Origin of the sequence: Nocardia pseudovaccinii NBRC 100343, assembly GCF_001613225.1 — a bacterium.
Classification (GTDB): Bacteria; Actinomycetota; Actinomycetes; order Mycobacteriales; family Mycobacteriaceae; genus Nocardia; species Nocardia pseudovaccinii.
The window spans coordinates 1-19,017 of sequence record NZ_BDBY01000109.1; the positions used below are offsets into that span (position 1 = coordinate 1).

Here is a 19,017-nt window from a genome sequence, read left to right on the forward strand (position 1 = left end):
GCTGGGGATGACCAATTCGCTACTGGGACTGATCATTCCACCCGCGGCCACGCCGACGGGGGTATTCCTGTTGCGCCAGTACATGTTGACTCTGCCCGACGAAACCATCGAGGCGGCTCGCATCGATGGCGCGGGTGAGTTCGCGATCTTCTGGCGGATCGTGCTGCCGCTGTGCCGTCCCGCGCTGGCGGTGCTGGCCATTTTCTCGATCATCTGGCGCTGGAACGATTTTCTGTGGCCGCTGATCGTGGCGCAGGACGAATCGAAACAGACGCTGCCGGTGGCGATCGCGCGCTTCGCCGGGCAGCAGGCGATTCCGTTCAACCAGATCCTCGCCGTCTCGGTGGTTTCGATCATTCCGGTGATCGTGGTCTTCCTGATCCTGCAGCGGCAGATCATCTCCGGCCTCGTCAGGGGAGCTATCAGGTGAACGTCATCCCAGAGGTCGCCGCGAGCGACCGATCGGTGCATGCCCTCGATCGGCACGGTTATGTGCGGGATTGGCTCAGCACACCGGCGTTTTCGTCGCCGTGCGATGATCTGCACGAGGTGCTGGACTCGGATGGCAGTCCGTGGGGTGCGGACGGTCGCTGGGTGCTGACCAATGGGCCCGACGTGGCACCGCTGAAACAGTGTCTCTACCAGCGTCATCCGTTGACACTCACGCAACCGCCGCCGGAAGTGCTAGAGGGTGGGCAGTTTTCGTGGGAACCTGCACCGGGTGATGCGCGGCAGGCGGGTTGGCAACGCAGGCACACCGGCGCGGACGGACTGCTCGACTGGAGCGAGTTCTGTTTCACACCGGAGTATCGGCAGGCGCTTGCCGCGACGGTGCTCGAGGTGGATCAGGCCGAGTACCGGACCTTGGAGGTCGCCTGCACCGGTCCGATCGCGGTTTTCATCAATGGCGAATTGGCCTTACAGGCAGACGATTTCACGTATATGGAGCCGCACCGGACGCAGCTGCGGGCGCGGTTGCGCTCCGGGTTGACCGCGGTGCACCTGGTCACCTGGCAGGTGGCGTTTCGCGAGTGTCGACACATCGCCGGGCTGCGTGTATCGGGCTTGCCGGTCCGCGTCGTGATCCCCGTCCCCGGTGCGGACGAATACCGATCGGCGGCGGCGGAATCGATGCTCGATGCGGTGGGCCTGACGCCATGGGCCAGCATCGACGGCACGGTGACGCTGACCGGTCCGGTCGGCGCACGCTATCTGGTCGCCGCCGACGGAAACGCCGCGCAGGAGGTACTGCTCGCCGACGGGGCGGCCCGGTTCACGCTGCCCGGTGCGCCGAGTGAGGCATCGATGGAGGCGGCCGATGCCACGGCCTCCATGCTCGGTACCGGCGAGAGCGTGCTGACCGTGCGCGTCGATGATCCGGCCGCGCCGGTTGTTCGGCAGTTGCGCGCGGCACGCGTACCTGCAGTGCATCGCTCGGACCCCACAGGCGATCCGGCGATTTGGCGGGCCGAATTGCTGCGCCACGTCGCACATGGTGTTCCAGGGGTGGCCCGTGCCCTGGCGCGGCACACGATCGACCCCGCCGCGAAGCTGTCCGACGATGATCTCGCGCCCGCGCTGCAGATGATCGAATCACGGTCGGATTGCGCCGATTTCGAGGCGGTCGGGCTGGTCCACCTGTGGCGGCGACTCGGCGATGACGTGTGGTCACCGGCGCAACGCGACCGGGTCCGCGCCGCGCTGCTCGGCTTCAAATACTGGATCGACCAGCCCGGCCTGGACGCCATGTGCTACTTCACCGAGAACCACCAGTTCGTCTGGCACACCGCCGAAACCCTGGTCGGCGAACTCTTTCCGGATGAGTTGTACGTCAACACCGGCTGGACCGGCCGCGCGCACGCCGAGCACGGCGGAGCGCTCGCCGCGGAATGGATGCGGCGCAAACTCGCGGGCGGTTTCAGTGAATTCGATTCCAACGCCTACCTCGCGATCGACTCGCTCGCCCTGGTCTCCTGGATCGAGTTCGCCGACGATCACCGGTTGCGCCAACTGGCGGAGGCCCTGTTGGACAAGGCCCTGTTCACCCTCGCGTGCAACTCCTGGCGCGGCGTGCACGGCGCGGCGCACGGCCGCTCCTATGTGCCGACACTGCGGTCGTCGCGGTTCGAGGAGACCGCCCCGATCATGTGGACCCTATGGGGTGCGGGCTCGTTGAACGCCGCGGTGCTTCCCGCGACCGCGCTCGCGACCGCGACCGACTACCGTCTGCCCGAACTCATTCGCGCCGTCGCCACCGAGCTACCCGAGGAGTGGGACGGCAGGCAGCTCTATCGCGGCGCATACCGGCTGCACCACGACCTGCTGGACCGGCCGTACCGATCGGATCTGCGGGTATGGCGCACGCCGGACGCGATGCTGTCCAGCGTTCAGGACTACCGCAGCGGGCTGCCGGGGCTCCAGGAACATATCTGGGGCGCGACCCTCGGACCGGAGGTGCAGGTGTTCGCGACCCACCCGGCGGCCGACAGCACCTCGTCTTCGGCCCGCCCCAACGCTTGGGCCGGGCAGCGCATACTGCCGCGGGCACATCAACATCGCGACACCGTGCTCGCCCTGCATCGAATACCCGAATCCGACTGGTTCGGCTCGACCCATCTGTGGTTCCCCACCCCGCACCTGGACGAGTGGACCGCCAACGGGTCGTGGCTGGCGGGACGTGTCGGTGACGGGTATGTCGCGGTCGCCACGGCTGGCGGATTCCGTTCCCGCGCAACCGGTGACGAGGCGGCGCAGACCTGGTTGCCGATCGGGTCCGGCCGCGCCTATGTCGCCACCGTGGGGCGGGCCGCCACCGACGGTTCGTTCGACCGTTTCGTATCCGCGCTTGCCGAGCCGGATTTCGCCGAGGACTCGATAGCATGGCGCACCCGCGACGGTCGCGTCCTCGTGCTGTCGTGGCCTGGCGCATTCACCGTAAATGGCTCCCCAGCAGTTGATTTGGTGGATGGTCGCCCGACCGATCCGCCGCATCTGGACAACCCGGCCGTACGCGTCCCTTTCGACGCGGATCGGCTGGAGGCCGACTGGCGCGGACATCGACTGGTCCTCGATCTCGCCACCGGTCGCCGCGTCGAACCAGTCAGCGGCACAACGGGAGTCGACGATGTCCGCCGATGACCTGACCTCCGCGCGACAGGCCGCGCCCCCGCTGCCGCCCCTGACCGATCTGTCTCCGGCCGCGCTCATCGATATCGGTGAACGATTGACCACTCGCACTTGGCAACTCGGCCTGCCATCGTGGTTCTGGGGCGAGGGTATCTGCCTGCTGGGCATGATCCGCTTCGCCCAGGCGCGCAAACTGCCGGTACCGGCCGACGTCGTCGGCTGGCTGCGTCGCCACCATGAATCCGGCATCTCCGTGACCCACGTCAACAATCTCGCCCCCGGCGCCGCCGCGCTGCTCGCCGCCGCCGAACTTCCGGACCTCGCGGCATCGGCCGCCGAGCTCGGCCGGTGGCTTCGCGAATCCCCATTCGCCACAACGGCTCCCAACGGTGCGCTGGAGCACTGGCCGGGCGGAGTGTGGGCCGACACCACCTTCATGGCCGGAGTCTTCCTCGGTCACCTCGGCGAATACCATCGCGATCCCGGCCTCGTCGCCCACTTCGGCGATCAGCTCATCGCCCACGCCGAGATTCTGCAGGATCCGGTCACCGGCCTGTTCGCGCATGGATCGCATGCGGGACAAACGATCTGGAACTTCTGGGGTCGCGCCAACGCGTGGTGCGCGCTCAGCGCGGTGGAGTTTCTCGAACTCGCTGGACGTGCGCGGGTGGCGATCGATCCGGTTCAGGTGCAGCGGATTTCCGAATCGCTGACCCGGCAACTGTGCGCGCTGAGCGACCGGCAACCCGAACACGGTGTGTGGAGCGTACTCGTCGACGATCAACCCGAAAACGCGGGCATCCTGGAAACCTCCGCCGCCGCGGGCATCGGCGCCGCCATGCTGCGCGCCGCGGATGTCCTGCCGGACTGCCCCGCGAAGATCGTGCGGGCCGGGTGGCGAGCGGTGGCGGGTGCGCTCGGATACGTCGACGCGACCGGCACGCTGACCCGGGTCAGCGCCGGAACCGTATTGCAGCTCATACCATTCGGATACAGCGTGATCAGGGACGACCGCGCCCAACCCTGGGGGCAGGGGCTGGCGCTGCACGCCGTCGCGGCCGCCTTGCAGGCCGTCGAACGCGGGCAGGTCCGATGAACGGATTCGTTCTGTGCGTCGGCGAACCGCTGATCGCGCTCACTCCACCCGCGGGGAATGACCTGCGGGCAGCCGATCAGCTACTCGTCGCGGTCGGCGGCGCCGAGGTCAATGTGGCTGTCGGACTGGCGCAACTCGGCCTGCCCGCTCGTTTTGCCGGACGCATCGGCGCCGATCCGTTCGGCCTGCGCATTCTGTCCGCGCTGCACACCGCCCGGGTCGACATCCGCTGGGTCGACACCGATCCGGAACGCCCGACCGGGCTATACCTCAAAGATCCCACCGGGTCGGCCCGCTATTACCGACGTGGTTCGGCGGGGGCGGCACTTGGTGCACTGCCCGCCGAGGCGCTTGTCGATGTCGATCATCTGCACCTCACCGGCATCACCCCGGCGCTATCCACGGAATGCCGGGATCTCGTCGAATCCTTGTTCGCCCTTAAACAATTCACCATTTCATTCGATATCAACTTCCGCCCCGCACTGTGGCCCGCCGCGACCGCCGCACCGATCCTGCTGGACCTGGCCCGCCGGGCCGATATCGTATTCACCGGTCTCGACGAGGCCGCGGCCCTGTGGCAGGTCACCGACGCCCAGGACGTGCGAGCCGTGCTACCCGCCGTCACCGAACTGGTGGTGAAGGACGGCCCCGCCGACGCCACCGTCTTCCACGACAGCGATCGCGTCGACGTACTGCCACCCGCCGTCGATATCATCGAACCCACCGGTGCCGGTGATGCTTTCGCGGCCGGATATCTCGCCGCCCGCCGCCGCGGCGAAGACCTGGCCGCCGCACTGCGCTCCGGACATCTGCTGGCCGGTATCGTCCTAGGGCACCACGGCGACCACGCTGAACCGCCGACCGCCCGGGAATTGCATATTGCCCGCACCGGGCACGGGTGGCCCGACGCCCTCTGACCACGTCCGGCAACGCGGCTCGCAGCCTTCCGGCAACACGACCCACCCGCATCAGCGCCCAGGTACTGCCCACCGTCAGCCGAGCGCAGCGAGCTTGCGCCGCAGCACCGTTCGCTCGCGCTCATTGCCGCACAGCTGTGCCGCGCGCTCCAGTTCGGTGCGCGCCTCATCGGTGCGTCCCAGGCGGGTGAGCAGCTCACCCCGAACGCTCGACAGGAGATGCGAATTCGCAAGCGCCCCAACCGCCAACGTGTCCACGATCGGCAGCGCCGCAGCCGGTCCCTGGGCCATGGAGACTGCCACCGCCCGGTTGAGCTCGACCACCGGCGACGGGGCCAGTCTGCCGAGCGCCTCGTAAATGAGCACGATGCGCTCCCAGCTCGTCGTCTCGACCGAGGCTGCGACGGCATGACATTCGGCGATCGCCGCCTGCAAGCCGTAGGCGCCGAGGCCACGGCCGACCTGCTCCGCGCGGGCCAGAGCGGCCCGTCCCCGGCGGATCGCGGCGCGGTCCCAGCGGCGGCGGTCCTGCTGCTCCAACAACACCGGCTCGCCGTCCGCTCCGGTACGGGCAGGGAAGCGCGCCGCGGTCAGTTCGAGCAGCGCGAGCAGACCGTAGACCTCGGGCTCGTTCGGCACCAGCCGGGCAAGCACCCGCGCGAGACGCTGTGCCTCGCCCGCCAGCTCGAATCGGATCAGCTCGTCACCGGAGCTGGCAGTCGAGCCTTCGGTGAAGATCAGATAGATCACGCTGAGCACCGAGCCGAGGCGCTCGGCCCGCTCTCGGGCCGACGGCACCTCGAACGGCACCCGCGCCGCCGCCAGAGTCTTCTTCGCCCGGGTGATCCTGGCCTGCACGGTGGCAGTCGGTACCAGGCCCGCCTTGGCGATTTCATCGCTGGTCAGCCCGCCGACCACTCGTAGGGTGAGAGCCAGCCTCGCCTCCCGTGACAGCACGGGGTGGCAGGAGATGAATATCAATGCGAGCACGTCGTCATCGATCCGATCCGGATCCCAGAGCATGTCCTCGGCTTCGCGGTTGGGTTCGCGCCCGGAGACCACACCGCCCTCGCCCAGATCACGGGCGAGGGCGGCATATCTCTCGTCGAGGGCGGAGCGCCGACGGAACGCGTCGATCGCGCGCCGCCGACCGACGGTGAGCAACCACCCCGCGGGATTGCGGGGCGCGCCGTCACGCGGCCACGTCACCAGGGCCTCGGCCAGCGCCTCCTGGGCGAGGTCCTCGGCAAGCGCGAAATCGCCGGTGTACCGCGCGAGTGCACCGACGATCCGCGCCGACTCGATCCGCCAGATGGCGACGACAGCCGCCCGGCCGGTGTGCTCAGCCATTCGATCCGCTCAGAGCTGACCGGTCGCTTCCCGCCACTTGCGCTCCTTCTGGATCCACTCGTTGTCCTGCGGGAACTCATCGATCGTGGTGACCCGGCGGATTTCGGTCTTGAAGCCGGGACCGGTGAGCGGCGACCGCTTGGCCCACTCCACCGCCTCCTCCTTCGATGCCACGTTGAGAATGTAGAACCCGCCGAACAGCTCCTTGGTCTCGCCGTACGGTCCGTCGGTCACCACGGGCGTCTCGGAGGAATAATCGACGACCACGCCATCGGCGGCATCGTCGAGACCCTCCGCGGCGACCAGCACGCCCGCCCGGATCATCTCCTCGTTGTACCGACCCACTGTCTCGAGCATCTTGTCGAAGTCGAAATTCTCCATCCCCGCGTAGGCCTCGTCGGTGGCGCGCCAGATCAGCATGTACTTCATGGTTCTCCTCGAGTATCCGGGTCCCTCTCGGACCCTCTCACCTTCGAGTCGAACGGGGTAGGTCGAAGATCGACACGCTGCCGAAAAAATCTTTACCACGCCCATAGCGGCACGCGAATGCACTTGCATCGTTTGTGCATCAATATGAATCTACAGTGAGGACATGGCCGCCTCCATCGTGTTGTTCACCCGGGATCTGCGTGTCCACGACAACCCGGCACTGCTCGCCGCGTGCCGCGAAGCCGAGTCGGTGGTGCCGCTGTTCGTATTGGATGTCGACATCCTGGACAGGGTGCGAAACGCGCCCAATCGGATGCGGTTCCTGGCCGCGGCGTTGGGTGAGCTCGACGAGCAGTTGCGGGCTCGGGGCGGCAGGCTGATCATCCGCCGCGGCCGGGTGGTCGACGAGGTCGAGCGGGTTGCGATCGATGTCGGTGCGCGGAGTCTGCACCTCGCCACGGACGTCACCCGCTACAGCCGTGGTCGGGAGCACGCGCTGCGGGAACGGCTTTCGCGCATCGGTTGCGCCGTGCAGAGTCACGCGGCTTCGATCACCGCCGTGGATCCGGGTGCGATTCGGCCCGATACCGGGCGCGGTCATTACGCGATTTTCACGCCGTACTTCCACCGGTGGCTCGATACGCCGATACGGCGACCACTCGCTGCGCCCGGCATGGTCACGGTGCCGCGGCTGACAAGTGAGCCGATGCCGGACCCTGCCGACATCGGTGCCGGTTCACCCGAACTAGCGGTGGGCGGCGAGACCACAGGCCGAAAGATGTTGGAGCAGTGGTTGTCCGGGCCGATGCGCCGCTACGCCGAGGACAAGGATGTGCCCGCCGCCGATGGCACCTCGGGACTATCACCCTTCTTGCATTTCGGTTGTTTGTCCGCGGCCGAGGTGGTGACATGCACCGATACGGCCGATCCGGGCGGATACGCTTTTGTGCGGCAACTGGCCTGGCGCGACTTCTATCACCAGGTGCTTGCCGACCGGGGCGAGGTGGCGGTGTCCGACTACAAGGCAGCGCACGAACCATGGCGTTCAGATCCCAGGGCAGAGGCGGCCTGGCGGGCCGGGCGCACCGGATACCCGATGGTCGACGCAGGGATGCGACAGCTGCTCACCCAGGGGTGGATGCCGGGACGCGCCCGGCTGATCGCCGCGAGTTTCCTGGTCAAGACGCTGCGTGTGGATTGGCGGGCCGGGGCGCAACATTTCGAGCAATGGCTGGTCGATGCCGATATCGCGAACAACCGGCTGAATTGGCAGTGGATGGCGGGTACGGGCACCGACACCCGCTCCAGTCGTGTGCTCAACCCACTGCGCCAAGCCGAGCGGTTCGATCCCGAAGGCGATTATGTGCGTCGCTGGCTGCCCGAGCTGGCGATGTTGCCCGGCGCGGAGATCCATCGACCGTGGCGGGTGGGTGTCCGCGCTGCCGACTACCCGCCGCCGATCGTCGAATTCAACGGAATGTGAGCATGATTCAGCGCGGTATTGCCCGGGGCCCTCGGACTCGGACCACTGCGTGCCCTAGACCAAAGTCCGGCCGAGCCGTTCGACCGTCTCGGCCAGGCTTCCTATCCGAATGACCGCATCGGGCAGGTTCGCCTGGTCCCAGCCGGGTCCCCCGAGGTAGACCCGGGCACCGGCATCGATGCACGCGAGTACCGCCGAGGTCAGAGCCGTCGCCTCTTGCTGGGACCAGAGCATGACGGCTGCGGGGACGGTAATTCTGGTGAGCGTGTCGTGCAGCGCGATGGTGGGTACGTCCGGTCCCAGCATCTGCGCACCCGTGCCACGCTCTGCCAGCGCGGCGCGCGCCACCTCCAGTGGCAGGGAATGGGACTCGCCGCTCGTGCAGGCGAGGATCGTCGGCACCGGATCATGGGTGCGCGTCGGCGGTACGGTCCGGTGCAAAGTCGCGATGATGCACCATGACAGCAGATGCTCGACATCCACGCACCCCTCGCCGTCGAGCTGGCGGGTGACGATATCGGCAAAAGCGGGGCGGCACAGTCGATCCCACGTGTCGACGACCCCGTAGGTACGCACATGCTTGTCCAGCAGTTCGCACACCATCGGCGTGTCGAGGGCGAACGCGGCCGACAGCAGGGCCTGGCGGTCGCCGAAGGCCAGCGCGGGTCCGCGCGCCGTGGCGGCCGCGCCGGCCGGTGTCGCGCCCGCACGAATGAGTTCGACCATCCGGGTCAGCACCCCGATATCGGCTTCGGTGTACAACCGGTGCCGCCCAGGACGCTCCGGCTGCGGCCCGATTCCGTATCGGCGATTCCAGCTACGCAGCGTCGCGGTCGGGATCCCGAGCCGCTCGGCCGCCGTGCGGACCGAATAACCGGCCTTGTCCGGAGCGGGCATCGAACGGTGCGGCATGACCTGATTCTGCCTGTTCGTGGTGATCCGCGAGTCAGCGTTGAAACAGGCGGCGGACGCGGCTGCGGATGCCAGGGGTGTCCCGAGGTGGGGGAGCGGCGGGTTCGGTGGTCGACTCGGCCGATATCGCCTGCGCGAATCGCACGTGCAGCTGTTCGCGGACCTGGTCCGGGGTGTAGGCGCGGCGGCGGCGCTCAGCGCGCACGACCACCACGCCGGTGGCGACCACACCGGCCGCACCTGCCAATCCCACTGCCTTCCACCACCTCATACCGCATAGGCTACTTCCATGACGGGGACGAGCATCAGTCTCGATCGGGCGCTCGAGCTCACCAGAACTGGCGATATCTGGTTGTTCCGTGGGCATTCGGCGGCCGATCGTGCGATTCGGATGACGACGAACAGTCCGGTGAACCATGTGGGAATGTCGGTCGTGCTCGATGATCTGCCCGCGTTGATCTGGCATGCGGAGCTCGGCCGATCACTGCCCGACATGTGGTCGGGTGTCGCGCACCGCGGCGTCCAGTTGCACAACCTGCGTGATGCGGTACTGGTATGGGCGCATCGCTACGGTCAGCAGGCCTGGTTGCGCCAATTGAACCGTCCGGCAACCAAAGAGATGGAAGACAGCTTGCTGCGCACCATCGCCCGATTCGACGGAACACCTTTTCCTTCCACCGCGGGTCTCGCCGGACGCTGGCTACGCGGCCGGGCACGCCTCCCGCGACCCCGGTCGCGCCGAACGGTCGTCCAGGAGCTGGAGAGCGCGTATTGCGCGGAGATCGTGGCCGCGACCTATCAGTCGATGGGGCTGTTGCCACCGGACCGAAGCCCGAATTGGTATGACCCCGGGCGGTTTTGGAGTGGTGACGGGCTGCGGCTGAGTGGCGGTTACGAGCTGGGTGGCGAAATAGCGGTGGAGACACCCGCCGACTCCTGACCGGGCCGATGGAGCGCATGGGTTCAGGAAGCGCGGAGACCGTCGAGCACGAACCGCAGGGATCGCTGCCATGCCGATTCACCGGCGTTGTCGCCGAGAAGCGACAGCGCCCAGACAAGCTTCACCACGTCGTCGTCGGTGGCGTCGGCGCGTAGTGTCCCGTCGCGGCGAGCGCGGTCGAGCACTGTCGACAGATGTGTCATTCCCCGTGCGCATGCCTGGGCGAGTTGTGCGGCGGCGGGGTGATCACCGGTGAATGCTTCGAGCAGTCCGCGGTCGGCGGCGAGTCGCGTCAGCAGGTTTTCGATGAAACCGGTGAGTGCGGCCCAGGAATCCTGTTCGGCCGCAGCCTGTTCGGCGAGTTCGTCCACGGCGGCAAGGCGAGGCGGCAGCAGTGCGTCGATGAGGGCGTCGCGGGTCGGGAAGTGGTTGTAGAGCGTGCCGATACTGACTCCGGCCCGCCGTGCGATCTCCTCCAGCGATCCGGACAGTCCTTGTTCGGTGAACACACCGGCGGCTTCCTGTAGCAACCGGTCGCGGTTGCGGGCCGCGTCGCGGCGCATCGGTCGAGTCACGTCGACCATCATACAAACTTGAGGGGCCCCTCACTCTAGTGTTAGCCTCGTTGAAAGTGAGGCACCCCTCAAAATTTGGAGGTAGAGATGGCGAACAACGCACGCACGGCCGTAATCGTCGGTGTCGGACCGGGATTGGGTATGTCCATGGCCAGTCGATGGGGTCGGGAAGGATTCCGGGTCGCGCTGATCTCGCGCAGCGACGCACGGCACAGTGCGTATCTGGCTGATCTCGCCGCACAGGACATCGCCGCCACCGCCCACACAGCCGATGTCACCGATTCGGATCGACTGACCGAGGTCCTGGATGTGATCAGCGCAAGCGGAGATGTCGAGTTCGTCTATTACGGTCCCGGCCCGACGCAGCTGCCGGTCCCGATCGCGGAGATCGACGCCGCGATCGCGCGATCTGCATTCGACTGGGTATGGCCCGCGGTGCAAGTCGTCGGCGCTGTACTGCCGGGCATGCTCGAACGCGGTACCGGCGGACTGGTTTTCGCTGGCGGGTTGTCCAGTGTACGTCCCATGCCGATGCTGGGCCAGCTGGCTTTGGCCGCCGCGGCCCTACGCAACTACGCACTCACCCTCAACGCCGCGCTCGCCGACCGCAATATTTACACCGGAACGCTCACCATCGGCGGCTTGGTCGAACGCGGCGACATCCATGCCATCGTCACCGCTGATCCGGCGAAATACGGTGCCGCAGAAGGGCATACGCTAGATCCGGACCGAATCGCCGAGACCGCATGGAGGTTATACGAGACGCGCGACCGCGCCGAGGCGGTCTTCGACGCTCTCGGCCAGTGATCAGGCTGGAGCGCGGTAACGCACCATGTGGCGAGCTGCGGCAGCCCCTCTGCTCAGCCCTCGGTGGGTGGTGCGATTCCCGCGAGCGTTGCGTGATCTGATTCGTCGCTACACCGCCGCACACGCTAGGGGTTTGCGACCGGGCTCAGGCAGCTGGCCGGTGGGTCGACGAGCACGCAGATCGACGGGGCACGGGTGGGGCGGTAGTCGGCGGGGAGACCGCCCGCGGCGATGATCTGGGTGTAGGTGCCGACGCCATCGGTGGGGCGGCGGGTGAGGGTCGGGTCGGTGCGCACATCGACGGTGTAGAGGCCGAATCGTGGTGTGTAGCTGCCCCATTCGTAGTTGTCGGTGAGGCTCCAGTAGTTGTAGCCGATGACGTTCATGCCGTCGGCCTTGGCGCGCTGGATCCAGTAGACGGTGTCGCGAAGGTGATCGCTTCGGGTGTAGCCGTCGCCGCGGGGAATGCCGTTTTCGGTGGGCATGCCATTCTCGACGATGTAGAGCGGCTTGCCCGGAAAGCGGCGCGAATAGTATTGCAGCGCATAGTAGATGCCCTCGGTGCGCACCGGCAGTTCCCAGATGCGCTGGCCGGGCAGCTGCGGCATTGCCGACCCGATGGCCCTGGTGATGGAACTCAGCAGCGACTGCACCGGATCGTAGGCGAAGTAGTAATCGACGCCCACGTAGTCGAGACGGTTGGCGACGCGATCGACGAACTCGCCGTTGACCTGCGCCTCCGAGCCGGCCACGTAGCCGACATTGCTGGTCACCTGGGCGCCGGGCTGGACTTGGTGGATGTAGTCGTAGATGGCGTTGTGTGCTTGGGCGAGGCGATCGAGCATCTCGGGTGCGCTCGCCGCGCCTCGGCCGGTCTCGTGCACGATGTAGGCGACCGGTTCGTTCACGGTGACCCACAACGGATTTCGGGATGCGTAGCGGTCGACGACCGTGCGCATATTGGCCAGCCAATCCTCGACCATGCCCGGATTGCGCCAGCCGCCGCGGTCGGCCGCCCAGCCGGGATAGACCCAGTGGTCCAGGGTGATCATCGGTCGCATTCCGGCAGCCACGATCTTCGCGATCACCGCGTCGTAGAAACCGAATGCCCCTGCATCCCAGGCGCCCGGCGCGGGCTGTACGCGAGCCCATTCGATCCCGATCCGGAACACCTTCACACCCAGCTCGGCCGCCAGGTCGATGTCGGAGGCGTATCGGTCGTAGAAGTCGACCGAATCGCGCAGTTCGTCGGCGCCGGAGTTCGCGATGTAACGCGTCCAATTGCTATCGGGCGCATGGCCTTCGGACTGGAAGCCGGATGACGCGACACCCCACAGGAAATCCGAGTCCAGTACCGGTAGCGCGTTCGACCGGATCGGCGGGACGGCCGAGGAGTTCGTGCACAGCAGCAGGGTCGACGCCGCGGCGGCGAGCGCGGCCAGGATGTACCGACGGAACCAACGCATCAATTCAGGGTAACTCGATTGCCGCTGGCGATGGACGAATCAAGAATGCTGGGCAGAATTGGCGGTAGCCAGCGTTGGGGCGCTCGGTTATTCGCGAACTACAGCTCCGGCAACCGCTGACGCAGTAGGCAGAACTCGTTGCCCTCCGGATCCTGCAGCACGTGCCAGGGCTCGTCACCGGTCTGCTCGACGTCGGCCGGTCGCGCACCGAGCGACAGCAGCCGCTCCAGTTCGGCATCTTGGTCGCGGTCGACCGGGTTCACGTCGAAGTGCAGCCGGAGCTTCGCGGCCTTCGGCTCCTCGACTCGGCTGAACACCAGTGTCGGAGCGGCCCCGCCGAATCCGGACGGCGGCCCGATTTCGATACCGTCATCCGGCTCCTCCCTGCTCAACTCGACGTAGCCCAGCACGGCGCACCAGAAACGGGACAGGGCAACGGGGTCGGTGCATTTGACGACCAGTTCAGACAGGCGGCAACTCATACGCTCAGACCCTAGACAATGGCGGCCGGTCGCGGGCGGTCTCCAGGTGGTGTTTCACTGCAGCACAGGCCTCGGCCGGAGTACCAGCGGTTGGTGCCGAGACGATCGCGCGGTGGCCAAACTTGCTGGGGGTCAACCCGATTCGCCCGGTCGCTCGGGACGGCCAGCTGTCATCGTTTGCCACGACATCTCGGCCATTCATGTCGCCTGTGTCCCAACCGAATCGGTTCGCACTTCCGTGCACGTTTCCGCTTCGACTGCGTTGTCACCAATCGCACCCAGGGTTTGTGGTCGCCTTGGCGCCATGGACGTCAGCTTCCTCGGCGGGGAGTCGGAGCAATCCGATCGATCACCCGAAGTAGCAGGGGCAGAGGCTCATTCAACGGCGTTGTGGCGGTAGGGGACCAGGGCGGCGGCGATGACGGCGAGGATGCATATTGCGCCGGAGATCGCGAAGGCCATGCTGTACGCGTGGAGGGTGGGTAGTGGGGTGCCTGTCATGGTGTGGGAGGCGAGGATTGCGGTCGCTACGGCGGTGCCGATCGAGCCGCCGACCGAGCGCAGTGTCTGGTTGACACTGTTGGCGACGCTGGTTTGTTCCGGGGTGACGCCGCTGTTGAGCAGTGTCGGCATCGCGCCCATCGCCAGGCCGAGACCAAGGCCCAGCAGGCCGGTGGCGACGTAGAAGTGCCAATGCTGTTCGTGGAACAGCAGCAGGAATCCGAAGGTCAGGGTCGCCACGATGGTGCCGATGAACATCGGCCACTTCGGGCCGACAGCCCTGATCAGCGCTGAAACGCTGACAGCTCCCAACAGGGTGCCCGCGGTGAGCGGCAGCAGGGTCACCCCCGCACCGAGGGCGTCGGAATCGAAGCCGTAACCGAACCTGCTCGGTGTTTGCACGAATTGGAGTACCAGTACGAATGCGCCGTACATTCCGGCGCCGGTGAGGAATGCGGTGAGGTTGGTGCCCAGTACGACGGGGGTGCGCATCATGCGCATATCGATCAGCGGCTCGCGCACTCGCTGTTCGACGAAGAAGCACGCGATCAGCAGCACGGCCGCGCCGACGAACAGGCCGGTTACCGCGCCGGAGGTCCAGCCCCAGCTGGAACCGCGGTTGATGCCGAGCACGAGGCAGACCAGACCGCCGCCGAGGGTGAGCAGTCCCCAGATGTCGACGTGGAATGCCTTGGCGCGCTCGGGAAGTCGGATCAGGACCGCGACTCCCAGCAGACCGATCGTGGTGGCCGCCGCGGAGATCCAGAACATGCCCTGTGGGCTGAGGCCGCTCTTGACCAGGACGCCGGAGATCAGCAATCCGGCCCCGGCGCCGATACCGGTCAGCGCACTGAGCACGGCGAGGCTGGAGGGCACCCGCTGGGGCGGGAATATCGACCGCACGATGCCGATGGCGAGCGGCATGGCCGCGAAGCCCATGCCCTGGAAAACGCGGCCGACCAAAACGATCGCCATCACATGGGATACCGCGACCAGTACCGAGCCGAGCGTGGTCATAGCGAGTGTGATCATCAGGACCCGCTTGCGGCCGAGTGTGTCCCCGAGTGAGCCGATGAACGGCGTGAACACCGCGGCGGCAAGCAGATTGACCGTGATCAGCCAGGACGCGTCCGCCATCGAGACGTTCAGCGAAGTCGCGAGGCCACCGAGGATCGGCATCACCATGCTCTGCATGACCACGATGGCGAACGTCGACAGGGCCAGCACGAGCAGGACCGCGGTCGGATGCGATTCGGTTCGCCGGTTCGATCCGATGGCTGGATCCGGCGGAATGGTCGTCCGCGGCGGTGCTGCGAGGGCTTCGGACATGCCAACCTCACTTATGTAGTCAATTGATTACTTACTACGTTAGGGGCCGCGTCCCCCGTAAGTCAACGATCGACTACATAGCGTGCTGTGATTGCCGTCACCGCAGGTCGGGTGCCTTACACTGCAGTCATCACTCGACTATTTGTGTGAACGGAGACCGCCGATGGGCACCGAGCATGTGGGTCGTCCCCGTAGGCGGGACGCGGCCGCTACCCGCCAATCGCTGCTGGACGCGGCGCGCGTGCTGATGGCCGAACGCGGCGTCGAAGGCACCAGCACGCGTGATGTCGCGACCGCAGCGGGTGTGAACCAAGCCCTGGTCTACCGCTATTTCGGCTCGAAGGAGAAGCTGTTCGCGGAAGCCGCGTCCGGCGGCGACTCGGACAACATCATCAGGGACACACCGCTGGCCGAGTTGCCGCACACTCTGCTCGGTCATGCGCTCGACCTCACCGCGGCCGGTACGGGCGGCGGCGCCGCAATCTCGCGTTTCGTCGGTGCGGCCAACGACGACACCGTTCGCGCGATACTCCGCGAACGCATCGATTCCGCCTTCGGAGACCTGCTCGCCGACCGCCTCGACGGCCCCGACACCGCCCTGCGCGCGGAACTGCTCGCCGCGATCATCGTCGGCGTCAGTTTCCTGCGCGACAAGATCGGCACGACCGCGCTGTCGAGCGTCGACCGCGCCACCCTCGGTGCTTACGTGGACCGGCTGGCCGCACCACTGCTTGCCACCGACCAAGTCCCAGAAGACTTTTCACCGGTCACATAGCGCCGCCAGCGGCAGCGCGCCGATTCCAGTAGGCAGTTCGGGGAAGTGATTCCGTAGAGTTCGGTCGAGGGCATCGCCGAGCGCGGATCAGGCGTTCGGCCAGAAGTCGAGATGGGGAGGCTCCGATCGAAACATCGCGCGTTCCGGCCGGGGGCGGACAGGGCACCGCTACGGCACCAGGGTCCACGATCCTGACGGGGGCAGTTCTTGGTGTTGCGTTTCTCTTGTGTGTCCACCTCGACCGGGCGCCGTTCGTCATGAACCTGACCGGTCCCGATCAGCTAATCGTCCTGGTGGTCGGCGGGATTCTGCTGGGGACTTCCCTGCTGGGGTGGGCGATCAAGACGCTGTATCTGCTCGGTCGAGAGCGCCGGTGGTCCTGGAAAGTCGCCGCGGTGCCGGTGGTTGTGGTCGCGGGGCTGTTGGCCGGGTTGATCTTTCGGCCCGCGAGCTTCGGTGCCGCACATCCGGAAATGGAGGAAGTCGCGACCGGGATGCTGCGCGAAGATGGGCCGAATACCCGTCGAGGCCTGAGTCTCGGTGGGCTCGAGATCAGTTCGGTTCATCGCGAGTCCGATGGGCGCGTCTACTTCTATGACGCCGACGGCTTGGTGGGTTCCACCGTCCGCGGCTGGGTCTACTCGCCCGGCACCGAGCCGGTGGGGAGTAGCGCGCGCCGGTTCGAAAGGGTGTCCGGAGATTGGTATTCGTTCGTCTTCGATATCGACTGAGGCCGCCGGTGGCTCGACTCGACGGGCTGATTCAACCGCCACCGAAGCGATCAGGAATCGAGAAGCGCTGGTCGCCGGTAGAAAATAGCGTTGGTGCCATGAACATCACCATTAACCAAGCCGCTATCGAATCCGTCATCCTCGAGGTGCCCGACGCTGCGGCCGCAGCGGCCTTCTACACCGCCGCGTTCGGTCTCGGCGACAAGGTGCGCGTGCGTACCTCGGAGGCCCCGACGACCGGCTTCCGTGGCTTCATCCTCTCGCTCGTGGTGTCGCAGCCGAGTACCGTCGACAGCCTCATCGGCACCGCTGTCGCCGCGGGCGCGACGACGCTGAAGCCCGCCAAGAAGAGCTTCTGGGGTTACGGCGGCGTCGTCCAGGCGCCGGACGGGGCGATCTGGAAGATCGCGACGTCGTCGAAGAAGGACACCGGTCCGGCCACCCGCGAGATCGACGATGTCGTGGTTCTCCTCGGGGTCGACGACGTCAAGGCGACCAAGCAGTTCTACGTCGATCACGGCCTGGCCGTTGCGAAGAGCTTCGGTAGCAAGTACGTCGAGTTCGAAACCCCGGCGTCCACGATCAAGCTGGCGCTCTACGGGCGCCGCGCCGCAGCCAAGGATGCTGGTGTGCCGCACGAGGGAACCGGGTCGCATCGGATCGTCATCGGCGGCAATGCCGGAGCTTTCACCGATCCGGACGGGTTCGCGTGGGAACCTCACTTGGCGTCCCAGTAGCACTGCACCACCGCGGTCGTGAACGGGAACCGCACCGGTGTCGGCCCGAAGGCGATCCGGCCTGCGGTCTCGGCCGCGGCCGCGATCATTTCGGCGACAGTCGTGGCTTCCTCGGCTGGGCAGTGCACGATTACCTCGTCGTGCTGGAAGAAGACGAGCTCGGCTCGGAGCCCGGCGTGCGTCATCGCATGACGCACGCCAGCCAGTACCAGCAGGGCCCAGTCGGCGGCGCTGCCCTGCACCACGAAGTTGCGGGTGAAGCGGCCGCGAGCGCGTGCCGCGGAGGTGCTGCCGTACCCGTCCGCTTCGGGCGATGTGACGGAGGCAGGCGGGCAGGTGCGGCCGAGCCAAGTGCGCACCAACCGGCCTTCTTCACCGGCGCGAGCCGCGTCGTCGACATACGCCACCGCGGCCGGATAACGTCGGCGCAGTTCGGCCATGTGAGTGAGGGCATCGCCGGAGGTCTGGCCGTAAATAGCGCCCAGCAGGGCGATTTTGGCCTGGGCGCGGTCGCCGCCGAAGACACCGGCGTATAGGTCTTCGCCGCGACCGGCCACCTCCATCAATCCCGGGTCGCGGGAGATCGCGGCAAGGACTCGCGGCTCCATTTGGTCGGCGTCGGCGACCACCAGACACCAGCCCGGGTCCGCTCGTATCGCTTGACGGATCACCTTCGGGATTTGCAGGGCGCCACCGCCGTTGGTGGTCCAGCGGCCGGAAACCGTTCCACCGGGCAGGTATTCGGGACGAAAGCGGCCGCCGTGCACCCACTGCTCGAGCCAGGACCAGCCATGGGCGGTGTACAGGCGGTACAGCGATTTGTAGGCCAATAGTGGCGCTATGGCGGGGTGATCGATCTGCTGGAGTTCCCATTTTCGGGTGGAGGACAACAAGATCCCGACGCGGCCGAAGGCTCTGATGATGTCGTTGGGCAGGTCTGGCCGAACCCGCACGCCTTCCCCGAATGCCCGCGACACCTCGTCGGCCAATTCCGCCATCCGGCGCGGCTCCAGCCCGCCGGGAAAGCGCTCACCCAGCAGCGTGTCCAGCAGCTCGCGGTGAACGTCGGCGCGCCAAGGGATCCCGGATCGGGCCATCTCCGTGGCAACCAGCATGCCCGCCGATTCGGCGGCAAGCAGCAGCCGCATACGTTCCGGATATTCGGTCTTCGCCGTACGAGCCAGCTGGCCCGCGTAGACCTTCAGCAGTGCGTCGAACCCGTCCGTGCCGGGTGGCAGCGGTACCGGGCCGGATTCGAACAGCGACGGCTGGGTCTCGGCGGCACGCGCGGGCGCGTCCGGCGGGACGGGCAGGTTGTGTAGTCGCGCCCAAGCCGCCGCCAGCGAGCGGGCCTGCCCCGA

The 19,017-nt window shown here is 66.8% G+C and carries 19 protein-coding genes; 10 read left to right on the forward strand and 9 right to left on the reverse strand.

Going from position 1 to position 19,017, the window contains the following annotated elements; all coding sequences use genetic code 11:
• The 4 genes from NP3_RS12770 to NP3_RS12785 form a co-directional block, all read left to right on the forward strand.
• Nucleotides 1-430, forward strand: a 430-nt coding sequence (locus NP3_RS12770) for a carbohydrate ABC transporter permease (protein WP_157124281.1), incomplete at its 5' end; no start/stop codon positions are given.
• Nucleotides 427-3,138, forward strand: coding sequence for a hypothetical protein (locus NP3_RS12775; protein WP_174566208.1), 2,712 nt, complete (start codon nucleotides 427-429; stop codon nucleotides 3,136-3,138). The genes NP3_RS12770 and NP3_RS12775, both read left to right, overlap by 4 nt.
• Nucleotides 3,125-4,222: a glycoside hydrolase family 88 protein gene (locus tag NP3_RS12780; RefSeq protein ID WP_063040946.1), complete on the forward strand. Its 1,098-nt coding sequence runs from the start codon at nucleotides 3,125-3,127 to the stop codon at nucleotides 4,220-4,222. Before NP3_RS12775 ends, NP3_RS12780 begins: the two co-directional genes overlap by 14 nt.
• Nucleotides 4,219-5,139, forward strand: a complete 921-nt coding sequence (locus NP3_RS12785; RefSeq protein ID WP_063040948.1) for a sugar kinase — start codon at nucleotides 4,219-4,221, stop codon at nucleotides 5,137-5,139. The genes NP3_RS12780 and NP3_RS12785 overlap by 4 nt, the downstream gene beginning before the upstream one ends.
• Nucleotides 5,140-5,214: 75 nt before the next feature.
• On the opposite strand, the gene NP3_RS12790 is transcribed toward NP3_RS12785, so the two are convergent.
• Both NP3_RS12790 and NP3_RS12795 read right to left on the reverse strand, forming a co-directional pair.
• A complete protein-coding gene (locus tag NP3_RS12790) occupies nucleotides 5,215-6,489 on the reverse strand; it encodes an RNA polymerase sigma factor (protein ID WP_063040950.1) in 1,275 nt (424 codons plus the stop codon).
• Between the two features lie 9 nt (nucleotides 6,490-6,498).
• Nucleotides 6,499-6,918, reverse strand: a complete 420-nt coding sequence (locus NP3_RS12795; RefSeq protein ID WP_063040952.1) for a YciI family protein — start codon at nucleotides 6,916-6,918, stop codon at nucleotides 6,499-6,501.
• Nucleotides 6,919-7,081: 163 nt separating this feature from the next.
• Between NP3_RS12795 and NP3_RS12800 the strand changes: the two genes are divergently transcribed.
• Nucleotides 7,082-8,401 (forward strand): cryptochrome/photolyase family protein, encoded by a 1,320-nt coding sequence (locus NP3_RS12800; protein ID WP_063040954.1) that lies wholly within the window; start codon nucleotides 7,082-7,084, stop codon nucleotides 8,399-8,401.
• A gap of 54 nt (nucleotides 8,402-8,455) precedes the next feature.
• Here the strand turns inward: NP3_RS12800 and NP3_RS12805 are convergent, their stop codons facing one another.
• Nucleotides 8,456-9,313: a MerR family transcriptional regulator gene (locus tag NP3_RS12805; protein ID WP_063040956.1), complete on the reverse strand. Its 858-nt coding sequence runs from the start codon at nucleotides 9,311-9,313 to the stop codon at nucleotides 8,456-8,458.
• A 34-nt stretch (nucleotides 9,314-9,347) separates the two neighbouring features.
• Nucleotides 9,348-9,584, reverse strand: a complete 237-nt coding sequence (locus NP3_RS12810) for a hypothetical protein (RefSeq protein ID WP_063040958.1) — start codon at nucleotides 9,582-9,584, stop codon at nucleotides 9,348-9,350.
• A gap of 18 nt (nucleotides 9,585-9,602) precedes the next feature.
• Here NP3_RS12810 and NP3_RS12815 point away from each other — a divergent pair, with 18 nt between their 5' ends.
• Nucleotides 9,603-10,253, forward strand: coding sequence for a hypothetical protein (locus NP3_RS12815; protein ID WP_063040960.1), 651 nt, complete (start codon nucleotides 9,603-9,605; stop codon nucleotides 10,251-10,253).
• A gap of 23 nt (nucleotides 10,254-10,276) precedes the next feature.
• Here NP3_RS12815 and NP3_RS12820 read toward each other — a convergent pair whose 3' ends face one another.
• Nucleotides 10,277-10,837 carry a TetR/AcrR family transcriptional regulator gene (locus tag NP3_RS12820; RefSeq protein ID WP_063040976.1) on the reverse strand — a complete coding sequence of 187 codons (561 nt, stop codon included), beginning with the start codon at nucleotides 10,835-10,837 and terminating at the stop codon, nucleotides 10,277-10,279.
• A 78-nt stretch (nucleotides 10,838-10,915) separates the two neighbouring features.
• Here NP3_RS12820 and NP3_RS12825 point away from each other — a divergent pair, with 78 nt between their 5' ends.
• A complete protein-coding gene (locus NP3_RS12825; RefSeq protein WP_063040962.1) occupies nucleotides 10,916-11,635 on the forward strand; it encodes an SDR family NAD(P)-dependent oxidoreductase in 720 nt (239 codons plus the stop codon).
• Nucleotides 11,636-11,760: 125 nt separating this feature from the next.
• Here NP3_RS12825 and NP3_RS12830 read toward each other — a convergent pair whose 3' ends face one another.
• From NP3_RS12830 to NP3_RS12840, 3 genes are all read right to left on the reverse strand, one after another.
• Nucleotides 11,761-13,101, reverse strand: a complete 1,341-nt coding sequence (locus tag NP3_RS12830) for a family 1 glycosylhydrolase (RefSeq protein ID WP_063040963.1) — start codon at nucleotides 13,099-13,101, stop codon at nucleotides 11,761-11,763.
• 98 nt (nucleotides 13,102-13,199) lie between these two features.
• On the reverse strand, nucleotides 13,200-13,583 hold the full coding sequence (locus NP3_RS12835; protein ID WP_063040965.1) for a VOC family protein: 384 nt from the start codon (nucleotides 13,581-13,583) through the stop codon (nucleotides 13,200-13,202).
• Nucleotides 13,584-13,958: 375 nt separating this feature from the next.
• Nucleotides 13,959-15,413, reverse strand: coding sequence for an MFS transporter (locus NP3_RS12840; protein ID WP_084508527.1), 1,455 nt, complete (start codon nucleotides 15,411-15,413; stop codon nucleotides 13,959-13,961).
• A 163-nt stretch (nucleotides 15,414-15,576) separates the two neighbouring features.
• Between NP3_RS12840 and NP3_RS49080 the strand changes: the two genes are divergently transcribed.
• From NP3_RS49080 to NP3_RS12855, 3 genes are all read left to right on the forward strand, one after another.
• Nucleotides 15,577-16,188 carry a TetR/AcrR family transcriptional regulator gene (locus NP3_RS49080; RefSeq protein ID WP_063040967.1) on the forward strand — a complete coding sequence of 204 codons (612 nt, stop codon included), beginning with the start codon at nucleotides 15,577-15,579 and terminating at the stop codon, nucleotides 16,186-16,188.
• 257 nt (nucleotides 16,189-16,445) lie between these two features.
• On the forward strand, nucleotides 16,446-16,919 hold the full coding sequence (locus tag NP3_RS12850) for a hypothetical protein (RefSeq protein WP_063040969.1): 474 nt from the start codon (nucleotides 16,446-16,448) through the stop codon (nucleotides 16,917-16,919).
• Nucleotides 16,920-17,017: 98 nt separating this feature from the next.
• On the forward strand, nucleotides 17,018-17,656 hold the full coding sequence (locus NP3_RS12855) for a VOC family protein (RefSeq protein ID WP_063040980.1): 639 nt from the start codon (nucleotides 17,018-17,020) through the stop codon (nucleotides 17,654-17,656).
• Here NP3_RS12855 and NP3_RS12860 read toward each other — a convergent pair.
• The coding region (locus tag NP3_RS12860) for a bifunctional 3'-5' exonuclease/DNA polymerase (protein WP_063040971.1) at nucleotides 17,638-19,017 on the reverse strand (1,380 nt) is incomplete at its 5' end. The genes NP3_RS12855 and NP3_RS12860 overlap by 19 nt on opposite strands.

Bases quoted from the DNA above. Each gene is read 5' to 3' on its own strand.
- NP3_RS12840 (WP_084508527.1), bottom strand. From the start codon at position 15,413: ATGTCCGAAGCCCTCGCAGCACCGCCGCGGACGACCATTCCGCCGGAT.
- NP3_RS12855 (WP_063040980.1), top strand. From the start codon at position 17,018: ATGAACATCACCATTAACCAAGCCGCTATCGAATCCGTCATCCTCGAG.
- NP3_RS12835 (WP_063040965.1), bottom strand. From the start codon at position 13,583: ATGAGTTGCCGCCTGTCTGAACTGGTCGTCAAATGCACCGACCCCGTT.
- NP3_RS12805 (WP_063040956.1), bottom strand. From the start codon at position 9,313: ATGCCGCACCGTTCGATGCCCGCTCCGGACAAGGCCGGTTATTCGGTC.
- NP3_RS12795 (WP_063040952.1), bottom strand. From the start codon at position 6,918: ATGAAGTACATGCTGATCTGGCGCGCCACCGACGAGGCCTACGCGGGG.
- NP3_RS12800 (WP_063040954.1), top strand. From the start codon at position 7,082: ATGGCCGCCTCCATCGTGTTGTTCACCCGGGATCTGCGTGTCCACGAC.
- NP3_RS12815 (WP_063040960.1), top strand. From the start codon at position 9,603: ATGACGGGGACGAGCATCAGTCTCGATCGGGCGCTCGAGCTCACCAGA.
- NP3_RS12825 (WP_063040962.1), top strand. From the start codon at position 10,916: ATGGCGAACAACGCACGCACGGCCGTAATCGTCGGTGTCGGACCGGGA.
- NP3_RS49080 (WP_063040967.1), top strand. From the start codon at position 15,577: ATGGGCACCGAGCATGTGGGTCGTCCCCGTAGGCGGGACGCGGCCGCT.
- NP3_RS12810 (WP_063040958.1), bottom strand. From the start codon at position 9,584: ATGAGGTGGTGGAAGGCAGTGGGATTGGCAGGTGCGGCCGGTGTGGTC.
- NP3_RS12850 (WP_063040969.1), top strand. From the start codon at position 16,446: ATGAACCTGACCGGTCCCGATCAGCTAATCGTCCTGGTGGTCGGCGGG.
- NP3_RS12790 (WP_063040950.1), bottom strand. From the start codon at position 6,489: ATGGCTGAGCACACCGGCCGGGCGGCTGTCGTCGCCATCTGGCGGATC.
- NP3_RS12830 (WP_063040963.1), bottom strand. From the start codon at position 13,101: ATGCGTTGGTTCCGTCGGTACATCCTGGCCGCGCTCGCCGCCGCGGCG.
- NP3_RS12780 (WP_063040946.1), top strand. From the start codon at position 3,125: ATGTCCGCCGATGACCTGACCTCCGCGCGACAGGCCGCGCCCCCGCTG.
- NP3_RS12820 (WP_063040976.1), bottom strand. From the start codon at position 10,837: ATGGTCGACGTGACTCGACCGATGCGCCGCGACGCGGCCCGCAACCGC.
- NP3_RS12785 (WP_063040948.1), top strand. From the start codon at position 4,219: ATGAACGGATTCGTTCTGTGCGTCGGCGAACCGCTGATCGCGCTCACT.